This is a genomic window from Halobacillus ihumii (genome assembly GCF_902726645.1).
GTDB classification, from domain to species: domain Bacteria; phylum Bacillota; class Bacilli; order Bacillales; family Halobacillaceae; genus Halobacillus_A; species Halobacillus_A ihumii.
On sequence record NZ_CACVAO010000001.1, the window covers coordinates 1,279,959 to 1,293,723 of the forward strand.

Consider the following 13,765-nt stretch of genomic DNA (forward strand, 5'->3'; position numbering starts at 1 on the left):
TATTAATTGAATACCCAACTTCCTAAAATTTGAACAACCACTATTACAACGGCGATGATCGGGCCGACAACAAAAACTCCTACAAACAAAGACTTTAAGATATCAAAAAGTATTGGAGGATTTTTCTTCTTATTATTTTCATTCATATCCTGTAAAGTCTGATTTATGCTTTCCAATTCTTCTAGGACTTGCTTTTCCACATCTTTTTCCACTTATATCACCACCAACTCTAGCTTAATTACAATTATTTCAAAATCCCATCATATTCTCAATAGATTACTTCACAATCTGACCCAAACGTAGAAATTAGCGCTATTCCACAGATTTAGCGAGTGGATTTAGATTAAATGTAACGAGTTGAATATTACTACAATAATGGCCAACAAAATAAGTAAACATATTTATCAAATCATTAAAAGTATAAATTGCTCAACACTCTATGGGACATACTAACAATTATACATAGATGAGTGAGGAGGTTCACCTATGGTTGATTCTTTATTATTTCAAGTAGTCATGATCGGGGTCCTCGGGATCGGCGCCCAATGGCTCGCCTGGCATTTTCGTTTTCCAGCCATTGTAGCGATGTCCCTTGCTGGCTTACTTGCTGGACCGCTTTTCGGCATCTTGACCCCAAAAGATGCATTTGGGGATACCTTTCAGATATTTATTTCCATTGCGGTAGCGATAATTCTGTTTGAAGGGAGCTTAAACCTCAACTTCAAGGAAATTCGCGGGATTGGGCGTCCCATAGTGCGAATCATAACAGTAGGTGCCTTTATTGCATGGATCTTGGGTTCATTTGCTGCACATTATGTAGCTGGGCTGTCTTGGGCTGTTGCTTTTGTCATTGGTGGTCTGTTCATCGTCACTGGCCCAACGGTTATTTTACCTCTTTTACGGCAGGCGAAATTGAAACAACGGCCTGCATCGATTTTAAAATGGGAAGGCATTATTGTTGACCCACTTGGAGCATTACTTGCTGTTTTTGCATTTGAAATCATTGTTTTTCTTACATCTGAGGAAATTTCAGCAGCCATACTGCTCTTTTTTTTCCTATCGTCTCTATTGGCCGCCTTTATAGGTTGGTTGACAGGAGTTATCGTAGGGTGGATCTTCGAAAAAGGTTATGTTCCTGAGTTTTTACGCTCCCCCGTTGTCCTATCCATGGTGACCGCTTGCTTTATGGTGACCGATGAGATTAAACATGAAACAGGCTTACTCGCAGTCACTGCGATGGGAATCAAATTGGCTAATATGAATATTTCATCGTTTAGTGATATGCGTCACTTTAAGGAAAATATGTCTGTACTGCTTATGTCAGTGGTCTATGTCATGATTACAGCAGGGGTAACAAGAGAAACATTGCTGGATATATTAAGTTGGAATATCATTGGCTATATCCTGTTAATGATCTTCCTTGTTCGTCCCTTATCCATTTGGCTTTCAACCATTAATACAGATATTACGAATCAGGAGAAAGCGCTGGTCGGGTGGATCGCCCCCCGAGGAATTGTCGCGTTAACCGTTTCCAGTTACTTTGCCCATGTCCTGTTAGATGCTGGGTATGCTGATGCAAATCTTGTCATCCCCATGACGCTCGGTCTCGTTTTTTCAACGGTGGTGGCACATGGATTTTCAATCCGATGGGTAGCGGAGAAACTTGGTCTCGCTGTCAACAGCCAGCCTGGTGTCCTGATTGTTGGCAGTAATCCATTTAGTGTCAGTATGGCAAAAGTGATGAGGGAGTTAGATATTCCAATACTATTGGCGGATTCATCAAAGCAGCGGCTAAAGGCTGCTCAAGGGACAGATATTGACACCTTTCATGGCGAAATATTGTCTGAACTATACGATCATGAGTTAGACATCACACCATATGAATACATGGTGGCAGCATCTAATCTGAACTCTTATAACGCTTTAGTTTGTAGATCCTTTGTTCAGGAAATGGGCCGAAATAACATCTTTAGTCTGCACAATGAGAATGGAGAAGGACTGACGGATCTCGTTGACAAATATGACAAACGCATTTTAACAAAGGAAAATATTTCGTGGGGCGATCTGAATGACCGTGTTGAACAAGGCTTCCAATTCAACACAACGGAGTTAACTAAAAAAAGCTTTTCCCAATGCGTGGAGGAACGCAGTGAACAAAGCTTGATCCTGTTTGTTTTAAAATCATCTGGAAAAATCGAGTTTTCAACACATGAAGGACAGGTCATAGGGAAACAAGGCGATACAGTTGTAAGCCTGGATCCGCCAGACACTCTAAGCAAGAACACTGAAGAAATAGAGGAATAGATAGAGGCGCTTATCTTACTAGAGATGAGCGCCCGTTAGTGAAGGAATTTGAAGCATTTAAACCCTTAGCGAGCCACGAAAACCCCTTGCAGCATAGTAAGATTCTGCTCCATTGTGGTACACAAATACAGTATCATAGCGACGATCACAAAAGATCGCTCCGCCAAGTTTTCGAATAGCAGCAGGTGTTTGAACCCAGCTTGACGTTTTCTTATCAAATTGATCCATTTCCTGGAGCTCCCGATATTGTTCTTCCGTTAAAAGTTCAATGCCCATAGCAGCTGCCAAATCTATAGCGGTGTTTTCTGGTTTGTGTTTTTTCCTAGACTCCAGGGCTTCACGATCGTAACAAACACTTCTGCGCCCTTTAGGGCTTTCCGCTGAACAATCATAAAAAATGTATTCGTCCGTCTTTTTATCATAACCCACAACATCCGGTTCACCGCTAGTTGTTTCCATTTCATTGAGCGACCACAGTTTTTCAGTATTAGCCTCGAGCTTTGCTTCAACTTCACCCCATTCAAGATCTTTATGGCGGTGCATGTTTTTCTCAAAACGGTCTTTCATTGCTCCGAGCAATTCTTCTCGTTGTTCCAGTGACAACTCTTTTGTCATGTTACTTCCTCCTTACTGTGTTTACTTATAATGGTCTAAGTATATCATCCACTCAACACTGACATATGAGCACTAGTGCTGTATAAATAATATCATAAAATTAATAGCGCATATCCTGATTTAACGGGAGGTACCAATTGTGTTTCCTATAAAAAAAGCATCCCAAATCACTCCATATATCTTGCAACTAACTCATAACATCTTTCCCTCGTAAGACTTGCTTGCGTAGCCACATATTCTAATTCTTCCGTTGATCCACCTTCATATTTTAATGATGCCTCTTTAGCGGCTTCATCTCTATGTTCTACCCAATTCCGTTGCTTTTCTCTTAGTTTATCCATCTGTTCTGGAGGAAGCTGCTCTTCCAACACACCATAAATTTTGTTCAATTCCTCATCCCATTTTTGATACCTTTCCTCCTCTTGTGCAACCATTTCTGACATTGTTTCTCTAACTTCTGCATACCTATCTGCTTCCTCCATTTTATTAAGTTTCTCGAGATATTCTCCTTTGCTGAGTACAGCAGCTTCACTGTTACTTTCATTGGATGTCGATGATTTTTCATCATTTAAATTTGTATTTTCAGAAGTGGCTTCCTGGTCATTTACCTGGGTGTCATCGGTATCTTCTGGAGGGTTATCCGTTTTATTTTCATCTGGATCTGTTGAGCTTTTATTGGTGGTGTCGTCATTTTCATTTTGAGTCGTACTGCTGTCTGGACTCTCATTGGTTGATTCAGCACTTGATTCATCTGAGTTGTCGCAAGCACCCAATAGAGCTATTACTACCGTTAACATGACCATGAATAATTTATGATTATTTTTCATTAAAAAGCTACCTTCCTTCTGTAATTATAGAAATGATGTGATGTTATTATTTATGACGCTACTATAGTTTATTTGATCTTTTAATAAAAGTCGTACAGCTACGCATCTCCCAAAGTTTTTCACATTAATTTTTGTATGCAGTATTCCTTCCGGCACGATGATCTCGTTTAATTTTCAAGAGTTCTTGATACAATACGGAATATGAAATAAGACATTAAACACAATCCCGAAATTCCTACTAAAGTAAGAAATGGAACTTGTCCTGAAAACCACACACCCACAACAAATAATATGAAAGATAATATAATACCCACAATACTCAATATGGTGTTTTTGCTCTTCATTTAATTCGCCCTTTATTACAATTTTTGATCAATATTGCTATTCTTCAAAAGTTAAGTGTCAATTATTTCTTAGACGAAGCAATAGCCGTCATTTCCTTCCCAAACCTTAAAAACTTCCTATACTATACACGATAAAAACGAGACCAGAAACAATGTAAATGTAAGACAATACTTTGTTAATATGTAAGTTATGTGTTCCGAGCATAAAAGTCCCCATTCCAAATAATAAACTTCCAAAATTCAGATTGAAAAACATCGTAATTAGCGAAATCAAAAGGAAGATGAGCCCAATACTTCTCATATAGTTCCCCCCTCGTTTGTAAAGAACACTCGAAATTGTCATCTACTTTGATTGTTAATAACCCGGAGTTTTTCAACTAAAGATCCTTTAATAGAATGACGTTTGAGCCTGCCCCTTTAAAGAAGGCTTTGTTAAGAAAATCTAAAAAAACTGGCTTCAGCCATAAAAATGAGGGAATTCAGTAGTGAAGTCAATTAAGCTTGATTCCAAAATAGCGACATAGCTACAAAAAACAGCACAACAATAGCTAGTAATACTACAATTGTGTATAATGAGAATCTTCCAAGATTACTTTTTTTGCTGAATAATGATAAAAGGAAAGAAAGCGCCAAAAAGATAAAACTGGACATCATTGTAATATTGTCATCAACAAATGAATCTCCAGTCAGATAAATAACAAAGGAAATAAGACCAATTATTAAACTTATAAAAGAGACTAATCCAATATTTTGCTGCTTGTTTTTCAGTTGAATCACCCTTTTGAACTTTTTACTGCTAACTGGCTTTTCAGAGAACAAAAAAGTGTTGGTACCAGTTTATTTTCTTAAACAATTTATGTCAGAGACCGCCTTACATTGATTTAGAATTAGCTTTGAATTATTGTTCTTGCTAGCCAAATCATACCTTTGAATAGCCATCTAAACGGTAAGAAAATCAATTCGGGTACCCAAAGGATCCAAGACAATACTTCTGATAAAAAATCTGATATACTACTCGACCGTATAATCCTCTTATCAGACCTATCTCTTCTTCTAGAGGTTTCGTTAAATCCCACTTTAACACCTCCAACTTCCATAGTTTCTGCCTTACGCTTTCAAGTATTGTATAAGATTTCCTTCTCTTTATACGACTGTAATTCAAGAAAGTTTCAATATTAAAACAAATTCCTTTAATGGAGGAGGATCCCTTGTTTTTAGAAAAAGTGTAATCCAGAATCTATAAATTTACCCTCTCCCTTTCTTTATTAATAAAAACCGTTGGAACTGCCATAACAATGTGCAGTTGATCGACAAGTCAACTTCCCAGCAAGGTGTGATAATAAAGAGGAGATATTTAAAGTGTCTGGAATGAATACTGAAGAAAACAAACTAAAAACATCTCTGTGTTAGAGCTGTTTTAGTTTGAGGAGCTTATTGTTGGTACTTGGCTTATTGAGTTCCATAATTTAACCCCTGCTTATCATTGGTAGAGAGCAATCTAACTCTATTAAACGACTGGATTATTCTCCTATTGTTGTGAGTTAGATTGCTTGTAGTTGCCTTTACTTTTCACTTATTTTCAATACAAAAGCTTTTGAAATGGATCCGATAAACTCATCCCCGTTGTACCAACTAGCTATCAGTAAATAATGTTTTTTTGCTCCTTCTTCGTAAAGTGGAATTTTACTATCTTCAAGACTATGGTCTTCTAAGCTTGCTCCTGTACCGTTAAATTCAACTTCTTGAACAAAATAACCCATTTTTGTCGGCTTTGGACCATCTACTTTTATTGAGATATCTTTACCTACTGTAACATTCGCGGGTTGGATATTATCTGTTATTTTAAGTAAATCAATTGTCTGAAACATTGCCGATGGTTCTGTACAATTTTCTGCCCAACATTCTTTAACCAATTTGGCGGTAATCTCTTTATTTCCTTGACTTAAGGTGATGGTAGGTTTTTTCTCATAATTTCCTTTCTCCCCATTGCCGGTGGAATTATTTGAAGCCTTGGAATCACCGGATTGACAAGCAGTTAAAAAGAGAATTAGAAATAAAAAAATCAGTTTTTTCAATATGTACTCCCCTTCAATCCCGATTTCAGATATTCTTTTGTACCTTGAATATGCCCTTAAGAACTTTCGTCGTTTTTGTCTAGCAGCTTATCAACTTTTTCTTCCAACTGCTTTGATTTCTTACTCTGTTTCCTGAAGCTTACGAATAGGAAAACTATAGATACAGGAACAGATAATAGCACTAAAGATAAAATTAATTGAACGATAGCATCTCCTGTATTAAAGCTGCTTTGTCCTGCCATTAATAAAAACAAAAATCATCCTCCTCTTAATTAATCTTGGTTGCCAGGAAAAATGGACTGCGCAAGTCCTTCGTTGTTCCTTCTTCCGTTTTGATTTAAGAAAATAGTTTGCGAGTGAAGGACATGTTATCTTTTTTCCACCTTCTCAACCCTTCGCCTATGATTTAGGTCTATCACAATATCTCCAACACCCATTGCCATAAATCCATTTAGTAACCCGAATAATGGAAGGGTTAAATCCCCGTAACTATTTGCAAAAGGAATCATAAAGAATACAAGGCTACTAAAGAAAACAAAAGCCATTCCTAATAAAAATAAAATTCTACCAACAAACAAAATTATCCACTCCTGTAAAAGCATCTAAAGAACGTCCGATCTTCCGCAACATACCATATTCTCGGCTCAACTTGAATGATTTTTCTGGTTCAATACCAAAAGACACTACTTCTGAATGTTTAGAAACTAGTTTGGAATCGTGCTCCGATTCAGTCCCTTCTATTTAATAACACAATTACAAAGAAGGAGATTCACTATCGAGGATGTTAGCTAGAAATATGTATAATAACAAAGATATCGGTAATGCAATGATAAATACTAACCTGACAGCTATAGGGTATAAACCTATATATTCAGCAATACCACCACAAACTCCATGTAAGGATCTATTTTTCAGAGATCTATTCAATTTCGATTTCATTGCTTCACTCCTTTTTAAAAAGCTTATCTTTCACTGAAGTTACATCAATTTTTTATGAAAACTGCACTTTATTGAAACATTCCCTCATCTAAATGTTTCTGCTTCCGTCTCAGTTAGCCATTTATCTATTGCATTTACGGGGAAATAAAATTTATAGCCGATTTTTATATATGGAATTTTACTTTTTATGACGTTATCTTCTTCTCGAGGTAAGATTTTTGATAATTCTTCACCGTTTATCCCTAAATATTCCTGAAGTTCTAAATGGCTGTAACTGCTAGATTAGACTTAACAGTTTTTGCTTGATAGAATTGAACACTTTTTCACCACTAATCCCCTCCAACCATGTAAACTTAACAAGTATGTTAACGACCTGGTTTGGAGGGAGTAAGGAGTAGATGAAGAAGTTGGAGAAAATCGTTTTAGCACATCAATTGAAGAGGGATGGTTTTAATGTATCAGCAATAGCACGAAAATGCGGGGTGTCCCGAAACACTGTATATACTTATCTGGGAAGAGACTTCGAAGCTGCAGTGGAATGGGTGGAAACGCTAAGAGCCAGAAAAAGAAAGCTGGATATTTATCAGGAGGTCATATTAGATTGGCTTCGGGAACACCCAGACCTTTCGGCCTCCCAGATATCAGACTGGCTGGAAGAACGATGTAATTTCCGAGAGATTGGGGAGAGTACCGTGAGAACTTACGTAAAGGAACTTCGGGAGAAATATCATATCCCCAAAGTCTTGAATAAACGTCACTTTGAGGCATTACAGGAGTTACCGAGAGGTAAACAGATGCAGGTGGATTTTGGAGAGTTAAAAGTAAAGACCACTGATGGGAAAACCATTAAAATTTATGTGATAGCCTTTGTCCTTTCACACTCCCGATATAAGTATGTGGAGTGGCAGGAGAAGCCTTTCACGACAAGGGACGTGTTACGGTGTCATGAAAATGCCTTTGAATTTTACGGAGGGATCACAGAAGAAATTGTCTATGACCAGGATAAATTGATGACGGTCAGTGAGAATGGAGGGGATCTCATATTTACAGAGGAATTTCAGGCCTATAAACAAAATAGGAATTTTCGTGTATTCCTATGCAGGAAAGCAGACCCTGAATCTAAAGGAAAGATAGAGAACGTTGTAAAGTTTGTAAAATACAACTTTGGAAAGAATCGTGTGTTCCATCAAATTGAAACATGGAATGAACAATGTCTGGCCTGGCTGGAAAGGAAGGGAAATTATCAAGTCCACAACACCATAAAAAAGAGACCTGTCGAAGTGTTCGCCCTGGAAAAGCCACACTTACGAAAAGTCTCCTTACCACTCTCTTTCGAGAGCAATCTTAGTTACAGTATAACAAGGATGGTTCATAAGGACAATGTCATCAAATACAAATCGAATCGTTATTCCGTCCCGTTGGGTACATATCAGCCAAACGGCGAGAACACGGTCTACATACAGGTGGAGGGAGAAAAGCTTTTCATTAAGGCTTCGCCCGACGGCATCCTTCTAGCTACCCATAGACTCTCTACTAACAAAGGGAAACTTATTAAAAATACCCACCATTCCAGAGACAGGTCAAAAGGAATAGCTGCTTACATGGATACCATCAGAACATCATTCCATGAAGAAGAAAAGATTCAGGTCTTCCTCGACGAGCTGCATCAGCGTTATCCCCGGTACATACGGGATCAGCTGCAGATTCTTCAGAAAGCCGTTAAACATTATAAGCCATTCATTCAGGAGGCCCTAGATACTTGTCTTCAGAAGGGATTGTGGAGTGCGAATGACTTTTACGATGTGGTAAAGCACTTCTCCAAGATTCAGGGGCTTCAGGAGCAAGTTCCTGAAGATGAACTTTCAGGAGTCGATGTTCCTACGGAACTATTGAAACAAAAGGCCGCATTACGCGATATAGATGGCTATATCAAAATCTTGGGAGGTGTGTAAGTTGGTTGGAACAGTAGAAAATTTACAGGCTCAATTCCATCAGTTTAGAATGTCAGAGACGTCTAAGGAGCTGCCCTCTTTTTTAAGGAAGGCAGAGGTTAGCTCTTGGACATACCAGGAATTTCTGCATGAACTCCTCACGTACGAAGAGAAGCGCCGCGAGGAGAAGATGATAGAAAAGCACCTGAAATGGGCCAAGTTCCCATATGAGAAGCACCTTGATGAGTTTGATTTGGGAGAGCAACCATCTCTAAGTACACGGCAGCTCAAACAGCTGCGGGAACTCTCTTGGCTAGATCACGCATTTAATTTAATATTCCTTGGTCCGCCAGGGGTAGGGAAAACGCATCTGGCGATAGGCCTTGGATTGGAGGCCATCCAACAAGGCCAACGTGTGGTCTTCATCTCCATGGGAGAGCTGGTGCCTCTTTTAAAGACTGAGGAGTACATCCGAAAAGCACAGTTGCGCCTTAAACGTATTAGGGACGCCGATCTGGTCATCATCGATGACCTCATGTATATGGCAATGGACCAACAAGAGGCCAACCTGTTTTTCCAGTTAGTGAATCATTTGTATGAACGAAGTTCTATAATACTGACGTCCAACAAAGGCCCAGAGGAGTGGGGAGAATTAATGGGCGATCAGGGAATTACCACAGCGATCCTAGATAGGCTCCTTCACCGGGCTGAAGTCATTCATTTAAATGGGTCTAGTCATCGAATCAAGTACAGAAAGTCTGTATTCCAATCGAAAAGTGTTCAAAATTAATGAGCAAAAAGTGTTCAAAACTACTTGACGGTTACATTTGTCTACTTGGATGGTTTATCATCTGTTTTGTTTATGTTTTTAATCTGCCCAATTCCCAGCTCCTTTGCTTCCTGTTTCAAAGCTTTCATCAAACTAATGACCATGAAGCCCATAATAATTGAAAAGGGAAGAGCTGCAATAATCATTGTGTTTTGAAGAGCTAGCAATCCGCCCGAATAAAGTAGTGCGAGAGCAGTAATGGACAGATATATTCCCCAAATCACCTTGATTCCCCTGCCTGGATCCAGAGATCCGTTTGTGGTCATCATACCTAAAACAAACGTACCAGAGTCCGCGGATGTCACAAAGAACGTAACAATAATAAGAATTGCTAAGATGGAGGACACCATACTAAGCGGGTATGTTTCTAAAACTCCAAAAAGGGATTCTTCAGGTGATAGGGAAGATATTGACACAAGCCCCGATAACTCTGTTGTGATAGCCGCACCTCCAAATGTTGTAAACCATATGAAACTGATAAGTGATGGAGCTAGGAGAACATACACAACAAACTCACGAATTGTCCTTCCCCTCGATACTCTGGCGATAAAAACACCTACAAATGGTGCCCAAGCAATCCACCATGCCCAATAGAAAATTGTCCATGTGTTAATCCAGCTTCGGGCCTCTTCGTTACGCGGAGCCATTCGAAAGCTCATATTGATTAGATTTTGCAAGTAAGACCCTAGAGTATCCATAAATAAATTTAACGTAAAAAGTGTCGCCCCGAAAGCAAATACGAATAAGAAAAGGAAGAAGGAAAGTCCCATATTAAGATTACTCAAGATCTTAATCCCTTTGCCTATACCAGTTAACGCAGATACCATAAACAGGACTGTAACAACAAAAACGATCACCGTTTGAGTCGTTATGTTACTTGGTGTTCCAAATAGATAAGATAGCCCCCCATTTATTTGTACGGCGCCAAATCCCAGTGATGTAGAAACCCCCATAATCGTTGAAATAACAGCTATGATATCAATAGCCTTACCAATTGATCCATCTGCATGTTTGCCGATCAGTGGTCGTAATGTCTTGCTAATTAAGGTTAGTTCTCCTTTTCTATAGCTAAAATAAGCAAGAGCTAAGGCAAGAGACCCGTAAACTGCCCATGGATGTATTCCATAGTGAAAGAATGTAAATCTCATTGCATCCTGGATACCTTGATTCGTGCCAAGTTCCCCTGTAGGTGAATTTATTGCGTAGTGACTAAGCGGCTCAAATGTACCATAAAAGATTAAACCAATTCCAATGCCCGCACTAAAAAGCATAGCGACCCAGGTTGGGCGTGAAAACTCGGGCTTGTCCTCCTGTTTCCCAAGTTTAATCTTACCAATTGGGCTTACCAATAAATAAATACAAACGACTACAAACACCGATACTATCGCTAAGTAATACCAGCCAAATGAACTGATAATAAAACTTTGAGTGCTGCTAGTGATACTCTCTAACGATGCAGGCATCAATACTCCCATAAGTACGAGAATTGACATGATTGCTAATGATGTGTAAAAAACAACTGAAGCATTTTTCATATTTAACAAATAACTCCTTTTTTACATTTATTTTGACTATAATTCAAAAAATGTAACAACAACCTATAAACTAACTTGTAAAAATGACATACAAAACACATTTGAAACTCATGCTGTAGAACTATTTTCTGCTTCTTAGATGGTTTGATTCCTGTAATTAGTAAAAATTCTTGAGATTTAGTCATATTTTGCAGAGATACGCAAAAAATGAATCGATTGGAGAGGGTGTAAGATTCTCTTAATAAAAAAAGAAGGCATAGCTTCTCTTCTGAGCTATGCCTTCTTATTAAATTCGTAATACTTAGTACTCAACAAAAAAACACTGCCTTCTTTTATATTTTATAAAAGGAGGCAGTGTTTCTTCGTTTATAATGATTACTTCCGCAAAATTTTCTCCATCGCTTTTCCCTTTGCTAACTCATCGATCAACTTATCCAAATAGCGAATTTCCTGCATAGTCGGTTCTTCGATGTCTTCCACTCGGACACCGCAGATCACACCTTTAATCAAAGTCCGGGAAGGATTCAATTGGGGAGCTTCCGCAAAGAAGGTCTCAAAGTCTGTCTTGTTTTCCAATTGCGTCTCTAACTCTTCCTGGCTATACCCTGTCAGCCAACGGGTGATTTCATCAACTTCCGCTTTCGTACGTCCTTTTTTCTCCGCCTTCGTAATATAATGGGGATAGACACTTGCGACACTCATTGTATAGATCTTATGTTTAGGCATGATATACCTTCCCTTTCATGTATTTTCGCTAGCTTGTCTCCCAATTATATCATGAAATATAGTTCGTTTTCTGGTTGTTCAATTCTGAAGGATTTCCATACAATTATCGAATATATACCCTTTAGAAATCACTTTACACTACTGGATATAAACATGGAGGCATCTTGATTCATAAATATTTGTTTCCCATGATAGAATGTCTTGATTTCACTGGATTTAAATCCAACTTCGGACAATATCCTTTTCAGGTCTTCATGTGAAAAACCATTATGAACTTTTGGATGATTTATTTTATCGTTTTTGTCAAAATCAACAATAATTAACTTGCCGCCATGATTTAAAACGTTGAACAATCTTTGTAAGATTATCTTAGTATCCGGAATATGAAGAAGAACTAATGACATTAAGACGATGTCTGCCTTAAGTTCCGGGGGTTCTTGAGTGAAATCTGAATAGAGCACTTTGGAGTTGGTGATTCCCTTTTGAGAAACTTTAGCTTTTGCTACCTCTAACATTTGCTCTGATGAATCCACCAACACTATAGAGTCTACTAAGTCCGATAATTCTAAACTAACTAAACCTGTACCGCTCCCATAGTCTAGTAAAGATTTTGATTGACTGTCTCGTAATTCTGGTCTTACCTCGTCAACTATAACTTTAGCTAATTGCATTCGTTCTTCTGTATCATATTTTTTTGCCAATTGCTCAAAAACGTTATCTTCCATATTCATACTCCTTTTTATTTGTTTTACTACAAAACTGCAATCTCTGGGTCATTTTTAGTTGAAAAAGCTTTACGCCTTATAAAGCTTTTTCCATTTTAATATTTTTCTCTATGTATCCAAACTTGTCATATAAACTTCGTGCTGTCTTGTTGTGAGCAAAAACGTGAAGTCCTATACTTTTTAATTCCATTTTCTTAGCTAGCAATTCAATTTCTTGCATAGCTTGTTTTCCATAACCTCTACCTTGATTTTCTTCCCAAATGTTAAAGCCATAAATAAACCCTTTTTCATTGGTTATTTGAGCAAGCCAAATCATACCAACTTCTTTGCTTTCATCACGAATTGTAAATAGATGATTGTCTTCCGTCTTATGTCCATTGGGCAACAACTTTTCATATTCTTGTGCAGCCTTGCTAATTGCCTCTTGGGGCTCCCAATTACCAGACTTCATTTGTTCGTCTGCAAAGTGATTAATTGCAAAATTTAAATATTGTTGGAACTCCTCTGAATTCATTTGCTCTAATCTCACCGTCATTTTTCATTCCCCTTCTATGTTTTTAAACCTGTTACCTGTATTCGAATAAACCAGTGCAAAAACAATAAGACTTATACATAAAACAAGACCAATGATAAACAGAATTTGAATTTCAAATATTCCACTCAATGCCCATAATAATATACTGAAGCAAATACCATACATCACTTTGCCCATAAATTTGCACAACGCTACTTCATCATATTGAGCCTTTTCATGGTCCGACATTGTATTATAACCCGTTAATAAATACGCGCCTTTACCCTTTGAAAGTAATGTAGCGAAAATCAAAAAGGGGATTAGGATTATAAAATGGACAATCGCTCCGTTCACATAGTTACCTCCATCAAAATCATTCTTAACCTCCATATTTTATTCTA

At 38.0% G+C, this 13,765-nt stretch carries 16 protein-coding genes; 3 read left to right on the plus strand and 13 right to left on the minus strand.

Going from position 1 to position 13,765, the window contains the following annotated elements; translation table 11 throughout:
* Positions 1-2 precede the first annotated feature (2 nt).
* Entirely contained in the window at positions 3-212 is a 210-nt protein-coding gene (locus tag G6R08_RS06495; protein ID WP_163527233.1) for a hypothetical protein, read from the minus strand.
* Between the two features lie 274 nt (positions 213-486).
* Between G6R08_RS06495 and G6R08_RS06500 the strand changes: the two genes are divergently transcribed.
* The gene (locus G6R08_RS06500; RefSeq protein WP_163527234.1) at positions 487-2,304 is read left to right on the plus strand and encodes a cation:proton antiporter; all 1,818 of its coding nucleotides are present in this window, start codon (positions 487-489) and stop codon (positions 2,302-2,304) included.
* 57 nt (positions 2,305-2,361) lie between these two features.
* Here G6R08_RS06500 and G6R08_RS06505 read toward each other — a convergent pair whose 3' ends face one another.
* The 7 genes from G6R08_RS06505 to G6R08_RS06535 form a co-directional block, all read right to left on the minus strand.
* Entirely contained in the window at positions 2,362-2,919 is a 558-nt protein-coding gene (locus G6R08_RS06505; protein ID WP_163527235.1) for a DUF4256 domain-containing protein, read from the minus strand.
* 167 nt (positions 2,920-3,086) lie between these two features.
* Positions 3,087-3,746 carry a lysozyme inhibitor LprI family protein gene (locus G6R08_RS06510; RefSeq protein ID WP_163527236.1) on the minus strand — a complete coding sequence of 220 codons (660 nt, stop codon included), beginning with the start codon at positions 3,744-3,746 and terminating at the stop codon, positions 3,087-3,089.
* A gap of 450 nt (positions 3,747-4,196) precedes the next feature.
* Positions 4,197-4,391 (minus strand): hypothetical protein, encoded by a 195-nt coding sequence (locus G6R08_RS06515; RefSeq protein ID WP_163527237.1) that lies wholly within the window; start codon positions 4,389-4,391, stop codon positions 4,197-4,199.
* A 1,261-nt stretch (positions 4,392-5,652) separates the two neighbouring features.
* Complete coding sequence (locus G6R08_RS06520) at positions 5,653-6,165, minus strand: hypothetical protein (RefSeq protein WP_163527238.1); 513 nt, start codon at positions 6,163-6,165, stop codon at positions 5,653-5,655.
* A gap of 56 nt (positions 6,166-6,221) precedes the next feature.
* Positions 6,222-6,419 (minus strand): hypothetical protein, encoded by a 198-nt coding sequence (locus G6R08_RS06525; RefSeq protein WP_163527239.1) that lies wholly within the window; start codon positions 6,417-6,419, stop codon positions 6,222-6,224.
* A 114-nt stretch (positions 6,420-6,533) separates the two neighbouring features.
* Positions 6,534-6,743 (minus strand): hypothetical protein, encoded by a 210-nt coding sequence (locus G6R08_RS06530; protein ID WP_163527240.1) that lies wholly within the window; start codon positions 6,741-6,743, stop codon positions 6,534-6,536.
* 175 nt (positions 6,744-6,918) lie between these two features.
* The gene (locus G6R08_RS06535; RefSeq protein ID WP_163527241.1) at positions 6,919-7,104 is read right to left on the minus strand and encodes a PspC domain-containing protein; all 186 of its coding nucleotides are present in this window, start codon (positions 7,102-7,104) and stop codon (positions 6,919-6,921) included.
* Between the two features lie 398 nt (positions 7,105-7,502).
* On the opposite strand from G6R08_RS06535, the gene istA reads away from it, so the two are divergent.
* Together istA and istB are read left to right on the plus strand one after the other, a co-directional pair.
* Complete coding sequence (gene istA / locus G6R08_RS06540) at positions 7,503-9,056, plus strand: IS21 family transposase (RefSeq protein ID WP_163527242.1); 1,554 nt, start codon at positions 7,503-7,505, stop codon at positions 9,054-9,056.
* A 1-nt stretch (position 9,057) separates the two neighbouring features.
* Positions 9,058-9,825: an IS21-like element helper ATPase IstB gene (istB, locus tag G6R08_RS06545; protein ID WP_163527243.1), complete on the plus strand. Its 768-nt coding sequence runs from the start codon at positions 9,058-9,060 to the stop codon at positions 9,823-9,825.
* Between the two features lie 41 nt (positions 9,826-9,866).
* Here the strand turns inward: istB and G6R08_RS06550 are convergent, their stop codons facing one another.
* From G6R08_RS06550 to G6R08_RS06570, 5 genes are all read right to left on the minus strand, one after another.
* Positions 9,867-11,399, minus strand: coding sequence for a BCCT family transporter (locus tag G6R08_RS06550; protein ID WP_163527244.1), 1,533 nt, complete (start codon positions 11,397-11,399; stop codon positions 9,867-9,869).
* A gap of 375 nt (positions 11,400-11,774) precedes the next feature.
* Positions 11,775-12,125: a DUF2200 domain-containing protein gene (locus G6R08_RS06555; protein ID WP_163527245.1), complete on the minus strand. Its 351-nt coding sequence runs from the start codon at positions 12,123-12,125 to the stop codon at positions 11,775-11,777.
* 128 nt (positions 12,126-12,253) lie between these two features.
* On the minus strand, positions 12,254-12,850 hold the full coding sequence (locus tag G6R08_RS06560; protein ID WP_163527246.1) for a class I SAM-dependent methyltransferase: 597 nt from the start codon (positions 12,848-12,850) through the stop codon (positions 12,254-12,256).
* A 76-nt stretch (positions 12,851-12,926) separates the two neighbouring features.
* Positions 12,927-13,385 (minus strand): GNAT family N-acetyltransferase, encoded by a 459-nt coding sequence (locus tag G6R08_RS06565; protein ID WP_163527247.1) that lies wholly within the window; start codon positions 13,383-13,385, stop codon positions 12,927-12,929.
* Positions 13,386-13,388: 3 nt separating this feature from the next.
* The gene (locus G6R08_RS06570; RefSeq protein ID WP_205439399.1) at positions 13,389-13,754 is read right to left on the minus strand and encodes a DUF3784 domain-containing protein; all 366 of its coding nucleotides are present in this window, start codon (positions 13,752-13,754) and stop codon (positions 13,389-13,391) included.
* Between the last annotated feature and the right edge of the window lie 11 nt (positions 13,755-13,765).